The organism is Haloferax gibbonsii (assembly GCF_001190965.1).
Classification (GTDB): Archaea; Halobacteriota; Halobacteria; order Halobacteriales; family Haloferacaceae; genus Haloferax; species Haloferax gibbonsii.
On sequence record NZ_CP011947.1, the window covers coordinates 776,975 to 795,008 of the forward strand.

The 18,034-nt window shown below is 66.9% G+C and carries 15 protein-coding genes and 1 tRNA gene; 8 read left to right on the forward strand and 8 right to left on the reverse strand.

Translation table 11 applies throughout. The features are described 5' to 3' along the window. The first annotated feature begins 4 nt into the window (after positions 1 to 4). The 3 genes from ABY42_RS04135 (at position 5) to ABY42_RS04145 (ending at position 1,611) form a co-directional block, all read left to right on the forward strand. A complete protein-coding gene (locus ABY42_RS04135) occupies positions 5 to 457 on the forward strand; it encodes a metal-dependent transcriptional regulator (RefSeq protein ID WP_004972567.1) in 453 nt (150 codons plus the stop codon). 133 nt (positions 458 to 590) lie between these two features. Continuing rightward, a tRNA-Gln gene (locus ABY42_RS04140) sits at positions 591 to 694 on the forward strand. A 158-nt stretch (positions 695 to 852) separates the two neighbouring features. Beyond that, positions 853 to 1,611 carry an FkbM family methyltransferase gene (locus tag ABY42_RS04145; protein WP_004972564.1) on the forward strand — a complete coding sequence of 253 codons (759 nt, stop codon included), beginning with the start codon at positions 853 to 855 and terminating at the stop codon, positions 1,609 to 1,611. Positions 1,612 to 1,650: 39 nt separating this feature from the next. Here the strand turns inward: ABY42_RS04145 and ABY42_RS04150 are convergent, their stop codons facing one another. Continuing rightward, positions 1,651 to 2,385, reverse strand: a complete 735-nt coding sequence (locus tag ABY42_RS04150) for an alanyl-tRNA editing protein (protein ID WP_050458793.1) — start codon at positions 2,383 to 2,385, stop codon at positions 1,651 to 1,653. Positions 2,386 to 2,580: 195 nt separating this feature from the next. Between ABY42_RS04150 and ABY42_RS04155 the strand changes: the two genes are divergently transcribed. Beyond that, a complete protein-coding gene (locus tag ABY42_RS04155; RefSeq protein ID WP_004972562.1) occupies positions 2,581 to 3,273 on the forward strand; it encodes an HD domain-containing protein in 693 nt (230 codons plus the stop codon). 12 nt (positions 3,274 to 3,285) lie between these two features. Here ABY42_RS04155 and ABY42_RS04160 read toward each other — a convergent pair whose 3' ends face one another. From ABY42_RS04160 to proS, 5 genes are all read right to left on the reverse strand, one after another. After that, the gene (locus tag ABY42_RS04160) at positions 3,286 to 4,275 is read right to left on the reverse strand and encodes an NAD-dependent epimerase/dehydratase family protein (RefSeq protein ID WP_004972560.1); all 990 of its coding nucleotides are present in this window, start codon (positions 4,273 to 4,275) and stop codon (positions 3,286 to 3,288) included. 81 nt (positions 4,276 to 4,356) lie between these two features. Then, the gene (locus ABY42_RS04165) at positions 4,357 to 4,668 is read right to left on the reverse strand and encodes a nucleoside triphosphate pyrophosphohydrolase (RefSeq protein ID WP_050458794.1); all 312 of its coding nucleotides are present in this window, start codon (positions 4,666 to 4,668) and stop codon (positions 4,357 to 4,359) included. A gap of 70 nt (positions 4,669 to 4,738) precedes the next feature. Beyond that, positions 4,739 to 6,490: an outer membrane protein assembly factor BamB family protein gene (locus ABY42_RS04170; protein WP_050459888.1), complete on the reverse strand. Its 1,752-nt coding sequence runs from the start codon at positions 6,488 to 6,490 to the stop codon at positions 4,739 to 4,741. 139 nt (positions 6,491 to 6,629) lie between these two features. Then, positions 6,630 to 11,165, reverse strand: coding sequence for a glutamate synthase large subunit (gltB, locus tag ABY42_RS04175; RefSeq protein ID WP_050458795.1), 4,536 nt, complete (start codon positions 11,163 to 11,165; stop codon positions 6,630 to 6,632). Between the two features lie 160 nt (positions 11,166 to 11,325). Continuing rightward, positions 11,326 to 12,792 (reverse strand): proline--tRNA ligase, encoded by a 1,467-nt coding sequence (gene proS, locus ABY42_RS04180; protein ID WP_004972554.1) that lies wholly within the window; start codon positions 12,790 to 12,792, stop codon positions 11,326 to 11,328. 163 nt (positions 12,793 to 12,955) lie between these two features. On the opposite strand from proS, the gene ABY42_RS04185 reads away from it, so the two are divergent. Beyond that, on the forward strand, positions 12,956 to 13,453 hold the full coding sequence (locus tag ABY42_RS04185; protein ID WP_050458796.1) for an HTH domain-containing protein: 498 nt from the start codon (positions 12,956 to 12,958) through the stop codon (positions 13,451 to 13,453). 40 nt (positions 13,454 to 13,493) lie between these two features. On the opposite strand, the gene ABY42_RS04190 is transcribed toward ABY42_RS04185, so the two are convergent. Then, positions 13,494 to 13,973 (reverse strand): hypothetical protein, encoded by a 480-nt coding sequence (locus ABY42_RS04190; protein WP_004972552.1) that lies wholly within the window; start codon positions 13,971 to 13,973, stop codon positions 13,494 to 13,496. Between the two features lie 248 nt (positions 13,974 to 14,221). Here ABY42_RS04190 and ABY42_RS04195 point away from each other — a divergent pair, with 248 nt between their 5' ends. From ABY42_RS04195 to ABY42_RS04205, 3 genes are all read left to right on the forward strand, one after another. Further along, positions 14,222 to 16,144: a beta-CASP ribonuclease aCPSF1 gene (locus ABY42_RS04195; protein WP_004972551.1), complete on the forward strand. Its 1,923-nt coding sequence runs from the start codon at positions 14,222 to 14,224 to the stop codon at positions 16,142 to 16,144. 112 nt (positions 16,145 to 16,256) lie between these two features. Then, positions 16,257 to 16,640, forward strand: coding sequence for a methylglyoxal synthase (locus tag ABY42_RS04200; protein ID WP_004972550.1), 384 nt, complete (start codon positions 16,257 to 16,259; stop codon positions 16,638 to 16,640). A gap of 105 nt (positions 16,641 to 16,745) precedes the next feature. Next, the gene (locus tag ABY42_RS04205; RefSeq protein WP_004972549.1) at positions 16,746 to 17,177 is read left to right on the forward strand and encodes a DUF7332 family protein; all 432 of its coding nucleotides are present in this window, start codon (positions 16,746 to 16,748) and stop codon (positions 17,175 to 17,177) included. Here the strand turns inward: ABY42_RS04205 and ABY42_RS04210 are convergent, their stop codons facing one another. Continuing rightward, complete coding sequence (locus ABY42_RS04210; RefSeq protein ID WP_004972548.1) at positions 17,178 to 17,984, reverse strand: endonuclease III domain-containing protein; 807 nt, start codon at positions 17,982 to 17,984, stop codon at positions 17,178 to 17,180. Positions 17,985 to 18,034: the final 50 nt, after the last annotated feature.

Sequence of the window (18,034 nt, forward strand, 5' to 3'; positions counted from 1 at the left end):
AACGATGAACACGGCAGACCAATACGTCAAGGCGATTTACCTGCTGCAGGAGATGGAGAACGGCCCGGCAGCCACCGGCGCGCTCGCGGACATGATGGAGGTGAGCCCGGCGAGCGCGAACGAGATGATCGGCAAACTCGAATCCCGCGGCCTCGCCGAACACGAGAAGTACAAGGGCGTCACCCTCACCGACGAGGGAATCGTCCGCGCTCGCGACGCGCTCCAGACCTACTGCATCATCGAGCGCTTTCTCTCGAACGTCCTCGACGTCGAGGAGTTCCGCGCGGAGGCCCGCGAACTCGAACCCGTCATCGACGGGATGATCGCGGAGCGACTCGACACCATCATCGACCGCAACTCCGAGTGCCCCGACTGTTTCGACCCTGAGACGGACGCCTGCGAGTATCTCGAGGTGTGCGGCGCGGAACCCGAGACGGAGACGGAAGTCGCCGATTAATCGCCGCCGGCGACCGGCCGGAACCGAAGCGTTTTCATTTACCAGCGGATAACCGACGAGTGCGCAGTCCCGTGGTGGTGAGCAATCTCGAAGAGATTGCGAGGCACAGGGGACGAGTGAACGACGTGACCGAAGTCCCGTGGTGTAGTGGCCAATCATAGCGGCCTTTGGATTGGTACGGTTCAATGCGTGCCGAGAAGACAGCCGCTGACGGCGGTTCGAATCCGCCCGGGACTACTCAAACTTCTCCGACGAACTAACGCGAAGAGCACGTCGCTTGGCCACGATTCGACGCACGAAGCGTCGGTCAGACGAAAACGCCGCCGACAATACGCCGCCGAGCGATTTTTAATACCGGACAATGACAGTATACTAACATGTCTCTGCTGCACCCGGTGTCGACCGCTCGCCACCTCGCGTACTCCCTCCACTACGCGCTCGTTCGGGCGAACTACGAACGACGGTTCGTCGCCACGAAGAAGCACGTCGGGCGCACGAGTTTCAGGAGCTACGAACTGTACAACCGCCACGGCAACGACGTGCTCCTGCAGGCGCTGTTGCTCGGTCTCGACGACGATGACGTCGTGGTCGACGTGGGCGCGAACACGGGAACCTACACGCTCGCAACCGCGGCCAGCGAGTCCTCCGCGCGGGTGGTCGCCGTCGAACCGCATCCCGAAGTCGTCGGCCAGTTGCGGGCGAACGTCGAGGTCAATGACTTCGACGACCGGGTGGACCTTCTCGAGTGCGGCCTCGGCGAGGCCGACGAGTCGCGGGAGTTCCACCTGTCGAGTTACGACGAGTTGGGTTCGTTCTCGCGGGACCACGCGAGCGCGTGGGAAGCGCAGGTCGTCGACACGGCGTCGGTGTCGATGCGGCGGCTCGACTCGCTCGTCGATTCCGGGACGGTTCCGCCGCCGGACCACCTGAAGGTAGACGTAGAAGGGTTCGGCCTGAACGTGCTCCGGGGGGCGGAAACGGTCCTCCGCGAGTACCGGCCGACGGTGTATTTCGAACTGCACGACGCCCGCGGGAGCCACGACGAGGCGGCGGCGAAGGCCCTGCTCCGGGAGGCGGGCTACGAACTGGTCCCGGTCAAGGAAGGTTGGGTGTGCGAGCCGCGGGCGCGGACCGAGGCGGCCCAGTCGGCGTAGTCGCGGGCGGTCAGTCGGGTTCGGTCGGGGTCGAATCGGCTATTCGAGGACGAAGTTCACGCGCTCGTGAGCCGAGCCCTGGGTGGTCCGGCCGGTGACGGAGACCGTGCCGATGTCGCCCGTCGCCGAGACGTGCGTCCCCGCGCAGGCGGTCCGGTCGAAGGGGCCGTCCGGGTCGCCGATTTCGACGATTCGGACCTCTCGAATCGAGTCCGGAAGCAGGTGCAGTCGGGTGCGCTCGGGGTCGAGCGTCGCCTCGGCCTCGTCGCGGTCGAGGCCGTACCACCGAACGGGGAGGTCGGACGCGACGAGGTCGTTCAGGCGCGTCTCGATGGTCCGGAGGTCGTCGCCGTCGAAGCGGTCGTAGGCGCAGTCGAGATGCGCGTGGTCGGCGTACAGCTGGTTACCGGTCGTCTCGGCGTCGAACTCGTCGAGGAGGACCGCAGAGAGGAGATGCTGGGCCGTGTGGTAGCGGCTGTGTGCCCGCCGCCGCGCCGCGTCGACGCGTCCGAAGACGGCCGTTCCCGGCTCGGGGGCGTCGCCCGCGACGACGTGTTCGATTCGGTCGCGTTTCCGTACGTCCGTCACGTCCCACGTCTCGCCGTCGCCGCTCTCGCCGTCTCTCGATAGGGTGCCCGTGTCGTTCGGTTGGCCGCCGCCGGTCGGGTAGAAATAGGTCCGGTCGAGGACGACGCGGTCGCTTCCGCGGACCGTCTCGACGGTCGCCTCGAACTCGTGTGTCGTCGCGTCGTCGAGGTATCGTGCTTCGGTCACGGCGGGGACGACGCGGTCGTTCGAGTTAACTCCCGCCGATGTGGCACCGAGTCACACCGCCGGCCACGAGACCCGGTCTGGTCGCCCGAGAGCCCGGTTCGCGCGACTCAGGGTGGTCGTAACGCCTAAGAGTGGAACGACCCTCATTCCGTGTAATGAGAATACGCACGTGCCAACACCTACGGAGGTTCTGCCGTGGGCGTTGAAATCAAAGAGTCGGCCGTCTCCGACGCGGAGTTCGAGGATATGAAGCGCTTCGTCTCGGACTATCTCTCTGCGAGCGTCGAAAACGAAGACGACGGCGGGCGGATGCGCTGGTACCCGTGGCACTCCGCGGAGTACCGGTTCAACCACATCCTCAACGTCGTCGACCTCGCGACGCGCATCGCCGACCGCGAGGGCGCTGACGTCGACGTCGTCCGCGTCGCCGCGCTCTTTCACGACATCTCGAAGCTCGAAGCCGACCAGGAGGTCCACGCCGAGGAGGGCGCTCGCGTCGCCCGCGAGTTCCTCAGCACCCACGGCGACTACCCCGAGTCCTTCGTCGACCAGGTGTGTCAGGTCGTCTCCGACCACTCGTATCAGGGCCCGCTGACGGACGTGTCGCTGGAGACCCGCTGTCTCATCGAGGCCGACATCCTCGACAAGATCGGCGCGAACGGCACCGCGCTGATGCTCCTGCGGATGGGCTACGAGGCGCGGACGCACATGGACGCCGCCGAGATGGTCGAGCGCGTCTTCGAGCGCGGCCGCGACGCGTCCGCGCGTCTCGAGACCGACACGGCCCAGAGCTTCGCTCACCAGCGGCTCAAGCGCGTTAAATGGTTCCGCGAGTGGCTCGAAGACGAGGTCCCCGAGATGGACCACGACGGCCAGTTCAGCGGCTGAACGCCGGCGCTCTCAGAGCGTATCGAGAATCGACAGCACGCGTTCTTCGGCGTCGCGGCCGGGGTCGTGTTCGGAGCCGTCGCGGTCGCTGTCGCGGTGGTCCGCGACCGACCGGCGCATCGCCTCCTCGACGGGGGTGGACTCCCACCCGAGACGGGCGAGTTTGTCCGTCGCGAGGACGTGCGGGTAGTCGCGGTAGAGGATGAAATCGTCCATCGAGAGGTCCGTGGCGGCGAGTTCGCGCTCGCCCGCGTGGACCACCTCGACGTCGGTGCCCGCGGCGTCGGCGATGACCTGAACCATCTCTTCGAGCGTGACGAGCCGCCTGTCGCCGACGTTGTAGGCCTCGCCGGCCTCGCCCTCCTCGGCGACGACGCGCATCGCGCTCGCCACGTCCTCGACGTAGGCGCGGTGCCAGACGTTCGTTCCGTCGCCGGGGACGACGACGCGGTCGTAGTTCAGCACGCGGTCGATCCAGTAGTCGAGGCGCTCGGTGTAGTCCTCGGGACCGTAGACGATACACGGGCGGACGGACATCGCGTTGATGCCCCGCGAGGCCGCCTCGAAGACGACGCGGTCGCCCTCGGCCTTCCGCGGGCCGTAGCTCGCGCCCGAGTCGTCTGCCGCCTGCTCGTCGGTGCAGTCGCACAGCGGCGTCTCGTTTTCGCGCTTCGGGATGACCTCGCTTCCGTAGGCCGCGCCGCTGGAGATGTAGACGTAGGCGTCCACGTCGGCGAAGATGTCGACCGCGGAGGCGACCTCGGCGGGCTTGTACGCCACGCAGTCGAAGACGGCGTCGGGGTCGACGGTCAGCTTCGCGGTCCGAAGCGCCTCGTCGTCCGTTCGGTCGCCCTGGACGTGCTGGACGCGCGGGTCGTCCTCGAAGGGGTTGTCGTGGTTCCCGCGGTTGAAGATGGTCACGGCGTAGCCGCTGTCGAGGAGTTCCGAGACGAGGTGGCGGCCGATGAATCGCGTGCCGCCGATGACGAGTGCGTTGTCCATGTCTCGGTCGAAGGCGCGCGCGGTGAAAAACGTGGGAGAATCGGCGGTGGGTTCCGGGGACCCGCGCTATTCGTGGGTGTCTCACTCCACCCGTTCGAGTACCACGCCGTCCTCGAATCCACCGCGCTCGGCCGCCTTCTCTCTCGCCACCGCCTCGACCCACTCCCAGTCCTCGTCGCACCGGTCGAGAACCGCGTCCACGACGGCGAACACGTCTGCGAGTTCTTCGAGGCGTCCCGATTCGGCGAACTCCTCGGCCTCTTCGACCAGTTTCTCGCGCAGCCGCTGGTCGAACTCTTCGTCGTCTGCAATGTGGACGACCGGCGTCTCGCCCGACTCGCGGATGATTCGTGGAATGTCGTCGCGGACGAGTTTGTCGTACTCGCGGGGCATATCGTCGAGTTCGGACGGTCGGTGAAAAAATGGGACGGCAGAGGGGTGACGGAGGGTCTTTCCCCCGAAATCAGTCGGTCGAGAGGCTGACGGTGTCGGTGCTCCGGTTCCCATCCGGCCCGGTGACGCGGAGCGTCACGTCGAGTGTGCCACAGAAGTCTAGCGTGATCTCTGTCGTCGAACCGCGTTCTCCGAACGATGCGCCCTCGCCGAACTGCCACTCGTAGGTCGCCACCTCACCCGTCGACGCGGTTCCGTCGAGGCCGACGGTGGTCCCGGAATCGAGGTCCGTCGAGTCGGCGTCTTCGGGGTCGGTGACGATGCGGGCGACCGGGGCATCCGAGGAGCGCGGGAGATTCCTCGAATCGGGGGCGGTGGGACTCCCTTCGAGGGCGAACACCCCGGCTTGCTCGGTGGACTCTTCTTCCAGATAGCCGGCGAAGATTCGTCCGCCCGCGAGTGCCGGCGTCGATGCTTTTCGGGACGGTGCGCCCTGCTCGTGTCGAACCAGATAGGACCACTGCTGGGACCCGTCTTCGGTCGAGAGCGCGTGTATCGTGGGGTGTCGGCGTTCGCGTTCGAACTCGCCGACGGACTTGGGGATGGCGCTCCCGCCGAGGTAGACGGTGTCGCCGGCGACGCTCGGGTCGCCGTGGAGTTCGGTCGAGGTGTCGTGCGTCCACAGCACGTCTCCGGTGTCGGCGTCGAGCGCGTAGACCGTCGAGAGGACGCCCTCCTCGGCCACCGAGTCCACGTCGAGCGCGGTGGTGACGTAGACGGTGCCGTCGGCGACGGCCGGTGCGCTGATGAACCGCGCCGACTCCTCGCCGTCGGGTGTGAGTCTCGTCTCCCACTCGATGCTCCCGTCCTCGTCGCTGTGTGCGACGACTCGGTTTATCTCGTCCGTGCGGAACCGATTCCCGGAGGAACGGTAGATGCGACCGTTTTTGTGGGCCGAGTCGACGAAGTTCACACCGTCTTCCAGCACCGCCGTCCACCGCCTGCTCCCGTCGTTGGAGTTCCACGCGACGAGTTCGTTCGCCGCGTCGGTGTACGTCGCCATCCCGTAGAGCGTCTCGTCGTCGCCAATGTAGGGATAGGACCGGTACGACGCGTCGGAGCGCCACACGACTTCGCCGCTCTCGGGGTCGAGTTCCGCGACGACCGACTCCTGTTGGTCCGGGTCTGCGCTGGCGTTTGTCAGGTGCTGGACGTAGAGGGAGCCGTCGGCGATGAGCGGCGTCCCGAGCCACTCCTCGTCCGGACTTGCGTAGTCCGCTGGTGTCTTCTGCCAATTAATTTCGCCGGTATCCAAGTCGAGCGCGTGGAGGCCACCGTATTTGACGTCCGAATCGGTGTATCCTGCCTCGCTCGTCACGAAGAGCGTCCCTTCTGCCACGGCTGGTGTGTCGGTCACCCGGCCGATTCCGGGCTCTGACGCCCCGTACTCCGGTGCGATGTATTTCCAACGTTCTTCGCCCGTGTCGACCTCGTAGGCGACGACGCCCCCGCGGAACGTGCTGTCGTTGGTGTAGAACGTCTGGAAGACGGCCCCGTCGTCGACGAGTACCTCGTTCGCGCTGGTCTTATGCCACGTTCCGTCCAGCCACGACAGGGCGGCGTACTCGTCGTCGGGCGCCGATTCGGGAGCGACTGCGCCGGTGCGTCCCGGTTCGGCACGAGACTGCGACCAATCCTCGGTCGTGACCGTGTCCGATTCTGCCGTCGAGTGACTGTCCGCGAGCGAGGTGCCGGCCACGCCGGATGCCGTGAGGGCACCGAGCGTGGCGAGGACTGTCCGCCGCGAGTAATCTCGGGTCATGTCCACGCCGACATGGCCCCGGACGGCTCATCATTATCTGTTCGGTAAGTGATACGAAACAGTCCGAAAAAACACACCGAACAGCAAGAAAACGCGGGATGGCGACCGGACCGTCAGTCGCTGACGGTCGAGTCGGTCCTCAGTCGTCGCTCGTCGTCGCTGCGCCGACTCTGTCGGTACCGGCGTCGACGATTGCGCCCGCCTTCGCCGGAAGTTCGTTACGCACGTCCTCGCGGCCGTCCTCGGCGATGACCTCGGCGTACGCGTCGGGCATCACCTTCACGAAGTCGCCGAGCACCGACTGCCAGTCGTCGAGCAGTTCGGCTGCGCGGTCGGACTCGGTGTACGCGAGGTGGTTCTCGACGAGTCGGGTGAGCATCGCCTCGTCCTTGTCGTCGAGGTGGGTTTCGAGCGTCACCATCTCGGTGTTCGCCTTCGCGGCGAACTCGTCGTCGGGGTCGTAGACGTAGGCCACGCCGCCGGACATGCCCGCGGCGAAGTTGCGCCCCGTCTCGCCGAGTACGGCGACGACGCCGCCGGTCATGTACTCGCAGCCGTGGTCGCCGACGCCTTCGACGACCGCCTTCACGCCGGAGTTGCGGACGCCGAAGCGCTCGCCGGCGAGGCCGTTGACGTAACATTCGCCCTGCGTCGCGCCGTAGAGGGCGACGTTGCCGATGAGGATGTTCTCTGCGGCCTCGTAGTTGGCCTCGGCGGGCGTGTTGACGATGACGCGGCCGCCGGAGAGGCCCTTGCCGACGTAGTCGTTCGCGGCCCCGGTGAGCCGCATCGTGACGCCGCGGGCGAGGAAGCCGCCGAACGTCTGGCCGGCGATGCCGTCGAACTCGCAGCGGATGGTGTCGTCCGGCAGGCCCTCGCCGCCGTGGGCGTTGGAGATGCGGTTCGAGAGCATCGCGCCGACCGCGCGGTCGACGTTCGAGAGGTCGCGGCGGATGACGACCGGCTCGCGGTCCTCGATTGCCTCCGCGGCCTCGTCGATGAGCTTGTGGTCGACGTGCGTCCCGATGTCCGCGTGGACCTGCTCTTCGGTCTTGCGGCGCGCGCCCGTCTTGGGCTCGGCCAGCACCGACGAGAGGTCGAGGTGCTTGGCCTTCTCGTGGTCCGTCTCTATCTGCCGGAGCAGGGACGGACGACCGATCATCTCGTCGAGCGAGGTGAAGCCGAGGTCGGCCATGATCTCGCGGAGCTCCTCCGCGATGAACGTCATGTAGTTGATGACGTGGTCGGGCTCGCCGGGGAAGCGGCGGCGCAGGTTCTCGTCCTGCGTGGCGACGCCGACCGGACAGGTGTTCTCGTGGCACTGGCGGGCCATCACGCAGCCCGAGGTGACGAGCGACGCGGTCCCGAAGATGTACTCCTCGCCGCCGAGGAGGGCGGCGATTGCCACGTCGCGACCGGTCTTCATGCCGCCGTCGACGGAGACGCGGATGCGGGAGCGAAGCCCCGTCGCGCGGAGCATCTGGTTGGCCTCGGCGAGGCCGAGTTCCCACGGGAGGCCCGCGTTCTTGATGGAGGTCTTCGGCGACGCGCCGGTGCCGCCGTCGTGGCCGGAGATGTGGACCACGTCGGCTTTCGCCTTCGAGACGCCGGCGGCGATGGTGCCGATGCCGGCCTCGGAGACGAGCTTGACGTTGATGTCGGCGTCGGGGTTGGCCGACTTCAGGTCGAAGATGAGCTGTTTGAGGTCCTCGATGGAGTAGATGTCGTGCAGCGGCGGCGGCGAGATGAGGCCGACGCCCGGCGTCGCGTAGCGGACGTGGGCGATCATCTCGTTGACCTTCTTGCCGGGAAGGTGGCCGCCCTCGCCGGGCTTCGAGCCCTGCGCCATCTTGATCTGAATCTCGTCGGCCGACGAGAGGTAATGCGAGGTGACGCCGAAGCGGCCGGAGGCGACCTGCTTGACGTTACACTCTTTTTCGGTGCCGAAGCGCTCCGGCGGTTCGCCGCCCTCGCCGGAGTTGGACTTGCCGCCGATACGGTTCATCGCGATGGAGTTGTTCTCGTGGGCCTCCGGCGAGAGGCTGCCGAGCGACATCGCGGCCGTCGAGAAGCGCTTGACGATGTTTTCGACGGGTTCGACCTCGTCGATGTCCACGGGCTCGCGGTCGGAGTCGAACTCGAGCAGGCCGCGGAGCGCCTTCAGCTGCTCCGACTGGTCGTTGACCAGCTCGGCGAACTCCTTGTACTTCTCGTAGTCGCCGGCGCGGACCGACTGCTGGAGCGTGCCGACGGTCTGGGGGTTCCAGCCGTGGTGGATGCCGGCCGAGCGGTTCTCGTACTCGCCCTGCCGTTCGAGCTTCGGGTCCGCGCCGAAGGCGGCGGCGTGGCGGGTCAGCAGGTCCTCTTCGATGACGTCGAGTCCGATACCCTCGGTGCGGATTTCGGTGCCCTCGAAGTACTCGGCGACGAAGTCGGAGGCGAGGCCGACGGCTTCGAAGATCTGCGCGCCGCGGTAGCTCTCGACCGTCGAGATGCCCATCTTGGCCATCGTCTTGAGCAGGCCGTCTTCGAGCGCGTGAACGTACGCGTCGATGGCCTCGCCCTCGTCGGCCCCGTCGGGGCCGGCGACGATGTCCTCGATAGTCTGGTAGGCGAGGTAGGGGTTCACCGCGCCCGCGCCGTAGCCGACGAGCGTGGCGAGGTGGTGGACCTCACGGGGGTCGCCGGATTCGACGACGAGCCCGGCGTGGTTCCGCAGGCCGTTGCGGACGAGGCTGTGGTGGACCGCGCCCGTCGCGAGCAGGCTCGGGATGGCGACCCGGTCGGAGCCGACGTTGCGGTCGGAGAGGACGACGATATCCGCGCCGTCTTCGATGACCGCCTTGGCCTCGTCGCGGACGGCCTCGATGGCCTCGCGGAGGTCGCCGCCCTGCTCGTAGGTGATGTCGACGACGGCGCTGCGCATGTCGTCGTCGAGGTCCTTGATGGCGGCCGTCTCGGCGTCCGTGAGGACGGGCGAGTCGAGGACGAGCTGGCGCGCGTGGTCGGCCGACTCGTCGAGCAGGTTACGCTGGAAGCCGAGCCGCGACTCCAGGCTCGTCACGAGCTTCTCGCGGATGTAGTCGATAGGCGGGTTCGACACCTGCGCGAACAGCTGTTTGAAGTAGGTAAACAGCGGGCGGTTGAGGTCCGACAGCACCGAAAGCGGCGTGTCGTCGCCCATCGAGCCGACGGGGTCCTTGCCGTCGCGGGCCATCGGCTCTATCATGTGGTTGAGCTGGTCGTGCGTGTAGCCGAACGCCGCCTGCGTCGCCCGGAGCGACTCGACCTGTCCGCGCGAGGTGGAGTCCGCGTCGCCGGCGAGCTCGTCGAGGTGGCGCTGCTGTTCGTCGAGCCACTCGCCGTACTTCTCGTCGGTGAGGGAGTCGAACACCTCGGCGTCGGGGATGACGCGGCCCTCGTCGGGGTCGGCCATGAAAATCTCGCCGGGTTGGAGGCGGCCGCGGGACTCGATTTCCGCGGGGTCGGTGTCGAGCGCGCCGACCTCGCTGGCGACGATGAGGCGACCGTCGGTCGTCACCTCGTAGCGGCACGGCCGGAGGCCGTTGCGGTCGAGGACGGCGGCGATGCGGTCGCCGTCGGTCGCCGCGACGAGCGCGGGGCCGTCCCACGGCTCGACCAGCGAGGCGTGGAAGTCGTACCAGTCGCGGCGCGCCTGGTCCATCGCGTCGTCGTTGCGGTACGCCTCGGGGATGAGCATCCGCAGGACGTGCGGGAGTTCGCGGCCGCCCTTGAGGAGCAGTTCGACCGCGTTGTCGACGCTCGCGGTGTCGGACTGGTCGGCCTTCGTGATGGGCCTGAGCGTCTCGATGTCGTCGCCGAAGGCCTCGTGCTGGAGGTCCGTCTCGCGGGCGCGCATCCAGTTGACGTTACCGCGGATGGTGTTTATCTCGCCGTTGTGGATGACCTGGCGGTACGGGTGGGCGAGGTGCCACGCGCCCAGCGTGTTGGTTGAGAAGCGCGCGTGAACGAGCGCGAGTTCGGTCACCATCCGCTCGTCGCCGAGGTCGGGGTAGTAGTTCGGGAGCTGTTCGGCCGTGAGCAGCCCCTTGTAGACGATGGTCTTGCGGTCGAGCGAGCAGACGTAGAACCGGCCTGCGCCCTCGATGGCGAGGGTATCGACCGCCTTCTCGGCGGCTCGACGGGCGAGGTAGAGCGCCCGGTCGAACTCGTCTGCGGTCATCTCGTCGGCCGGCTCGACGAACAGTTGCCAGACGTCGGGTTCCGATTCGAGCGCGGTCGCGCCGAGTTCGGAGTTGTCGGTCGGCACGTCGCGCCAGTCGAACACGGACAGCCCGTGGTCGGCCAGCGAATCCTCGACAACCGCCGAAACGCGCTCGCGGACCTCGTCGTCGGTCGGCATGAACACCGAACCGGCCGCGTAACGGTCCGGAAGCTCGGTTTCGAGGACTGCTTCGAAGAATTCGTCCGGTCGCTGGAACAGGATACCCGCCCCGTCTCCGGTGTTCTCCTCGGCGCCCGTGGTGCCGCGGTGCTCGAGGTTCTCCAGGAGTTCGAGGCTGTCTGCGACGACTCGGTGCGAGGCGCCGTTTTCAAGGTCTACGACGGCCCCAACGCCGCAGTTCGACCGCTCGTCGGTCGGGTCGGCTAACCCGCCCTGAGCGAAGGGTGCGTCTATGTGTGGCTTGGTCATACGCCAATGGTACAGCTACCACCATAAGCAACTTTTCCTGAAACCATAAGGGTGTTACAATGTCATATAAGGATGTATCCATACATAGTATGTCGACTAATGATGATTCGACGCACGACGAAAAATATGAATAATCGTGTGGAACTGTGGGGCGGGCGGCTCAGTAGGACTTCGCGAAGTACGCGGTCTCCTCGGCGTCGTCGCCGCAGACCGCGCAGTCCTCGCCGTCGTGAATCTCCGCGTCCTCGTCGTTCAGGGGAACCATGACGATTTCGGCGGCGATCTGGTCTTTAATCTCGTCCTCGCAGGCCTCGTCACCGCACCACGGCGCTTTCACGTAGCCGCCGTGCTGGCCGATGGTGCCGAGAATCTCGTTGCGGGCGGACGCCTCGCGGACGTTCTCTTCGAGGTTCTCCTCGGCGGCGGCGTAGAGCTTCGCGTACACCTCGTCGAACTGCTCTTGGACGGCCTCGGCGATGTTCTCGCGGTCGAGTTCGACCGACTCGCCGTCGGGGCGGTGGACGGCGGTGACGACGTCGTCGTCGACCTCGTTCGGGCCGATTTCGAAGCGCACGGGGACGCCCTTGAGCTCCCACTCGTTGAACTTGAACCCGGGGTTGCGCTCGTCGCGGGCGTCGAGTTCGACGCGGACGCCGGCGTCTTCGAGCTCGTCGGCGATGTCCTCGGCGTACTCGAGGACCTTCTCCTGCGTGTCGGCCTGCCAGATGGGGACGATGACGACCTGCTCGGGCGCGATGGTCGGCGGCAGGACGAGGCCCTGGTCGTCGGAGTGCGTCATGATGAGCGCGCCGAGCGAGCGCCACGACAGGCCCCACGAGGTCGTGTGGGCGGGCTCTTCGTCCTCGTCTTCGGTCGTGTAGGTGAGGTCGAACGCCTCGGCGAAGGAGGTGCCGAGGTAGTGGGAGGTGCCGGCCTGCACGGACTTGCCGTCGGGCATGAGCGCCTCGACGGTCGTCGTCGTGTCCGCGCCGGGGAACTTGTCGTGTTCCGGCTTCGCGCCGCGGAGCACGGGGATGGCGAGCACGTCCTCGTAGAGCGACCGGTACTGCGAGAGGCGAGTCATCGTCTCGTCCCACGCGCCGTCGCGGGTCTCGTGGGCCGTGTGGCCCTCCTGCCAGAGGAACTCCTTGGTGCGGAAGAACGGCTTCGTCTCCGTGGCCTCCCAGCGCACGACGGAGGCCCACTGGTTCACGCGGAGCGGGAGGTCGCGGTGGCTACGGACCCACCGGGCCATGTAGGGCGCGATGATGGACTCGGAGGTCGGGCGGACGGCGAGGCGCTCTTCGAGTTCCTCGTGGCCGCCGTGGGTGACCCACGCGACCTCGGGGTCGAAGCCCTCGACGATGTCCTTCTCGCGTTCGAGATAGCTCTCGGGGATAAACAGCGGGAAGTACGCGTTCTGGACGCCCGTCTTCTTGAACTCGCCGTCGAGGTAGTTCTGGATGGACTCCCACAGCGCGTAGCCGCGCGGGCGGGTCACGATGAAGCCGCTCATCCCCTCCGGACCGTAGTTCGCGAGGCCCGCCTTCTGGACGACCTCGGCGTACCACTCGCCGGTGTTGTACTGCTTCGACTCGGTGATACCGAGTTCCTGCTCGTCGCTCATTGCCCATCGGTAGCCGCAGCGAACCCTTAAACGCCCCGAAGGTGCCGGCGGGCCGCCCCGCCGCACGGACCGTCTTTCGCCGACGACGTTCGGCGACTCCGGCGGACGCATAGATACATATCGTCGGGTGTCCTACCAGAATGTGGTGGTTGGCGTGCTAACAATGGACACAATTGTGAGCGACGAGCGGCCGACTCCTCGGGAGGAGGCGGTCCGAATCGAACTGTGGGTTCCGAGCGGCCGGCGTGCGGAGTTCACACCGGTTATCGAGCGACTGGACGATATCGTCGAACGCGGCCTCGTCTCGGAGTACACGGTCGAGACGTGGGACCGATTCGTGGACCTTTCCGGCAAGTTGAGCCCGCGCGAGCGCCGCGCCCGCGACCGACTCGCGTCGTACGCGCGGTGGGCGGCGACGCGCGGCGAGCGCTTGGCGGGGTTAGGCGACCCCGAGGTGCGCGGCATCGGCCGGATGGGACCGGAACGACCGACGCGGCGGACCCCGCGGGCGGTCATGGCGGAGTACGAGGACGGCGTTCTCGCGCACGTGACCGCGTGCGAGGAGTGTATCGGTGCGTTCCGCGGACGTCTCAGCGACCTCGATTCGCAGGCCGAACGCGAGTCCGAGCAGTCGTCGGAGCGCGTCCGAATCGAGTGGTAAGCGGTCCGAACACAGTTTTTCCGGCGACACCGCCCCGTCGTCAGCGCCGGCTGTCGAACGGTGAGTCGCCCTCGCGCCACGACCACCCCGGTAGGCGGGTCTGAAACCCCGCGGCGAGCGCGGCGTCGAGGTCGTCGCGTCCGGCGGGACCGTCGGTGTGGACGGCCACGTCCGCGAAGTGGAACGTCGCCTGCGCGAGCAGTCGAAGCGGTTCGCCGCCGGCGATGGTCGCCGCGAGTTCGCGGCCGAGCACCTCGTCCACGACGAACCCCGGATAGTCGTCCTGCACGTCCAACTGTTTGAGGATGCGCACGTAGGCCGCGACGTTGACGCCGACCTCGCCGTCGGCGAACACCGCGTCGACCGCGTCGAGGTAGGCCGCGTCGTCGACCTCGCCGACGCGCGTGTCGAACTGCTCGCCGAGTCGGGTCCGCGTCTCGTTGATGAGCGGGACGACCACGTCCGCGCGCTCTCGAACCCAATCGTGTTCCGCCGAGACGGCCGCCGGTGTGAGTTCCATGGTCGTCGGTCGCCCCCGAGACGCTTCGACTTTGCGAAGGGTTTTATACTGGCGACATGGTACTGTCGGGTAAGCGGGTTTTCCCTGCCTCTTCCCGCAGTCGAGATACCACCGTATTCAGTTCACTATGCTCTCTCCGCAGTTGGCCGAGACTGGCACTCGTACACGTGGACCGTCTCGTGTCGACGCTCCTGAGGTAGGGGTTCCCGAGACCTGCCGGCGCAGGACCGGACGGGTCGCTCGTAACTATGAGCTCCGTAGATAAACAACTCGAGAATTTGAAGGCAGAGATTACGAACGAACTCCCCCGCGACATCTCGGTTTCCGACGTCAAGTACGAGGGTCCCGAACTCGTCGTCTACACGCGCGACCCGAAGAAGTTCGCTCAGAACGGCGACCTCATCCGGAAACTCGCGAGTAAGCTCCGAAAGCGAATCACGGTTCGCCCGGACCCGGACGTGCTGTCCGACCCCCGAGAGGCCGAACCCAAGATTCTGAGCGTCATCCCCGAGGAGGCCGGCGTCACCGACCTCGACTTCCACATCGACACCGGCGAAGTCGTCATCGAGGCCGAGAAACCGGGCATGGTCATCGGTCGCCACGGCTCGACGCTCCGCGAGATTACGCAGAAAGTCGGTTGGACGCCCGAAGTCGTCCGCACCCCGCCCATCGAGTCCTCGACGGTCTCGAACGTCCGCAACTTCCTGAAGCAGGAACGCGAGGACCGCCGCCGCATCCTCGAACGGACCGGTCGGCAGATTCACCGCGAACAGCTCTCGGACGACGAGTGGGTCCGCATCACGACTCTCGGCTGCTGCCGCGAGGTCGGCCGCGCGTCCTTCATCGTCTCGACGCCCGAGACCCGCATCCTCGTCGACTGCGGCGACAAGCCCGGCTCCGACGACGTTCCGTATCTGCAGGTCCCCGAGGCGCTCGGGTCGGGCGCGAACTCGCTCGACGCGGTCGTTCTCACCCACGCCCACCTCGACCACTCGGCGCTCATCCCGCTTCTGTTCAAGTACGGCTACGACGGTCCCATCTACACCACCGAGCCGACCCGCGACCTCATGGGCCTGCTCACGCTCGACTACCTCGACGTCGCCTCGAAGGAAGGTCGAACCCCGCCGTACGAGTCCGAGATGGTCCGCGAGGCCATCAAGCACACCATCCCGCTGGAGTACGGCGACGTGACCGACATCGCGCCCGACGTGAAGCTCACCTTCCACAACGCGGGCCACATCCTCGGCTCCGCCGTCTCGCACTTCCACATCGGCGACGGCCTCTACAACGTCGCGTTCTCCGGCGACATCCACTACGAGGACACCCGCCTGTTCAACGGCGCGGTCAACGACTTCCCGCGCGTGGAGACGCTCGTCCTCGAATCGACCTACGGCGGCCGCAACGACTACCAGACCGACCAGCAAGACTCCGAAAAGCGCCTCATCGAGGTCATAAACGAGACGTACGACCGCGGCGGGAAGGTCGTCATCCCGGCGTTCGCCGTCGGTCGCTCCCAAGAGATCATGCTGGTCCTCGAAGAGGCGATGCGCTCCGGTAAGATTCCGGAGATGCCCGTCCACCTCGACGGGATGATCTGGGAGGCGACGGCCATCCACACGACCTACCCCGAGTACCTCCGCGACGACCTCCGCGACCGCATCTTCCACGAGGACGAAAACCCGTTCCTCGCCGAGGAGTTCAACCACATCGACGGCGGCGAAGAGGAGCGACAGGACGTCGCCGACGGCGACCAGGCCATCATCCTCTCGACCTCCGGGATGGTCACCGGCGGCCCCATCATGTCGTGGCTCCGCCACGTCGGCCCCGACCCGAAGTCCCGGCTGGTCTTCGTCGGCTACCAGGCCCAGGGGACGCTCGGCCGCCGCATCCAGAACGGCTGGGACGAGATTCCGGTCAACGGCCGCGACGGCATGGGCCGGTCTGACACGCTGAAACTCGAGATGGACGTCGAGACCGTCGACGGCTTCTCCGGTCACGCCGACCGGCAGGGCCTCGAGAACTTCGTCAAGACGATGAACCCGCGCCCGGAGAAGGTGCTGTGCGTCCACGGCGACGAGCGCTCCGTGCAGGACCTCTCGTCGGCGCTCTACCACGACTACAACATGCGGACGTTCGCGCCGAAGAACCTCGAGACGTTCCGCTTCAAGTAACGACTCTCGTCCACGGCGACCACACCAGCGCGTCAATCCCCCGCCGCGCGACGATTTCTCACGGACGGCTTCCGGGCGAAGATTAATCACGACGCTCGAACGAGTGTTTGCCATGCGTCTCGCACTTATTGCTCACGACGAGAAGAAGCCGGACCTCATCTCGTTCGCCGAGGAGCGACAGGCCGACCTCGAACGCTTCGAGCTCATGGCGACGGGGACGACCGGTCAGCGACTCATCGACGCCACGGGCCTCGACATCGAGCGCAAGCAGTCCGGGCCGCTCGGCGGCGACATGCAGATCGGCGCGGAGATAGCCAGCGAGACCTGCGACGGCGTCATCTTCCTCCGCGACCCGCTGACCGCCCAGCCCCACGAGCCGGACATCACCGCGCTGCTCCGCATCTGTGACGTGCACCAGACGCCGCTGGCGACCAACCTCGCCAGCGCGGACGCCGTCCTCGACGAACTCATCAGACAGCTCGACGGCGAGGAGTAACCGCCGGGTCCGAGTTGCGTCCGCGGTTTCGTTTGCTTCGACACACGGTATCATCCCTGAGAACCGCGGCGTATCCTTAATTACCAGCGCGCCGGAGGCGACGGTATGAACGCCGCGACCCGCGCGTCCCTGACGCTCGCCGTGATTCTCGCCGTCGCGACCGCCCCGGTCGCCGCCGCGACCGGCCCGACCTCGCCGTGTTTCCCCGGCGAGGGCCACCAGTTCGACATCGGCGGCGAGGGCGCAGGCATCGACCTCGTGGTCTTCCTCTCGGTCTTCGAGAACCTCGGCGGCGAGGGCGGCTTCGGGATGGAAGCCAGCGGCTCCGTCGGCAACGACTCCGTCGTCCAGCTCCGGGCGGGCGTCGCGTTCGATGGCGTCGGCCCCGCGTCGGCGTTCCTCTCGAACCCCTTCTCGCGGTTCAGCGTCGTCTACGACTACTCGATGAACCTCCCGATGTTCGCCGACTCGGGTATCGAATCGAGCTACGAGGACGACGGCTCGCCGGTCAGCGGGCTCAAAACGAAGTCCTGTTAATCAGTCGTCCGCGGCCGCGGGGTCGGTGACGGACTGCGCCGCCGCGTCGACGCCGACCATGTCGCACACGTCGGCCATCGGGCACGCCTCGGGGCCGTCGAGACACGCGGGTTTGCGGGCCGTGCAGAACTCGCGACCGAACTGAATCATCGCGGTGTGGCCGAAGCCGCATTTTTCGTCGGGAATGTCGCGTTCGAGCGCCGCGCGAACGCCCTCGTGGTCGGCGTCGGCCGGCGCGAGCCCGATTCGCCGAGCGATGCGGTGGACGTGCGTATCGACGGGGAAGACGCCGCCGCGGCCGCCCGCAAAGAGGAGGACGCAGTCGGCGGTCTTCGGGCCGACGCCTTTCATCTCTAGGAGCCGGTCGCGGACCGTCGAGGGGTCTTCCTCGCGGACGTAGCGGTCGAAACCGGCCTCGCTCCCGAAGTCGGCCAGCACGTCCTCGGCGACGCCTTGGATGAGCTTCGACTTCTGGTTGTAGAGCCCGCCGGAGCGGATGGCCTCGACGATGCCCTCGCGGTCGGCCGCCGCCAGCGACTCGGCGAGGTCGCCGCCGCCGTACTGCGCCATGAGTTGGTCGTGGGCGGGCTGGCTCGCCTTGTCGCTCGTGTTCTGACTCAGAATCGTCCGGACGAGGCACTCGAAGCCGCCCTGTCCGCCGTAGGCCTTCCGCCAGTAGCGTTCGCCGAGTCGGTCGACGACGACCTCGGCGCGCGTCGCGGTCTCGGGGTCAGCGGGGTCGAACGCCGTCTCTCGACCGCCGCCGCTCGCGCCGCCGCTGATGTTCTCGGAGGGTTCTTCGGGCATGCCCGAAGGTTACGACCGCGCGGTGAAAAGCGCATTCCGTCGGTCGGCTC

Coding starts and splice junctions, on each gene's coding strand:
- ABY42_RS04135 (WP_004972567.1), top strand. CDS start 5: ATGAACACGGCAGACCAATACGTCAAGGCGATTTACCTGCTGCAGGAG.
- ABY42_RS04160 (WP_004972560.1), bottom strand. CDS start 4,275: ATGGACAACGCACTCGTCATCGGCGGCACGCGATTCATCGGCCGCCAC.
- ABY42_RS04165 (WP_050458794.1), bottom strand. CDS start 4,668: ATGCCCCGCGAGTACGACAAACTCGTCCGCGACGACATTCCACGAATC.
- ABY42_RS04170 (WP_050459888.1), bottom strand. CDS start 6,490: ATGACCCGAGATTACTCGCGGCGGACAGTCCTCGCCACGCTCGGTGCC.
- gltB (WP_050458795.1), bottom strand. CDS start 11,165: ATGACCAAGCCACACATAGACGCACCCTTCGCTCAGGGCGGGTTAGCC.
- proS (WP_004972554.1), bottom strand. CDS start 12,792: ATGAGCGACGAGCAGGAACTCGGTATCACCGAGTCGAAGCAGTACAAC.
- ABY42_RS04185 (WP_050458796.1), top strand. CDS start 12,956: ATGGACACAATTGTGAGCGACGAGCGGCCGACTCCTCGGGAGGAGGCG.
- ABY42_RS04190 (WP_004972552.1), bottom strand. CDS start 13,973: ATGGAACTCACACCGGCGGCCGTCTCGGCGGAACACGATTGGGTTCGA.
- ABY42_RS04195 (WP_004972551.1), top strand. CDS start 14,222: ATGAGCTCCGTAGATAAACAACTCGAGAATTTGAAGGCAGAGATTACG.
- ABY42_RS04200 (WP_004972550.1), top strand. CDS start 16,257: ATGCGTCTCGCACTTATTGCTCACGACGAGAAGAAGCCGGACCTCATC.
- ABY42_RS04205 (WP_004972549.1), top strand. CDS start 16,746: ATGAACGCCGCGACCCGCGCGTCCCTGACGCTCGCCGTGATTCTCGCC.
- ABY42_RS04210 (WP_004972548.1), bottom strand. CDS start 17,984: ATGCCCGAAGAACCCTCCGAGAACATCAGCGGCGGCGCGAGCGGCGGC.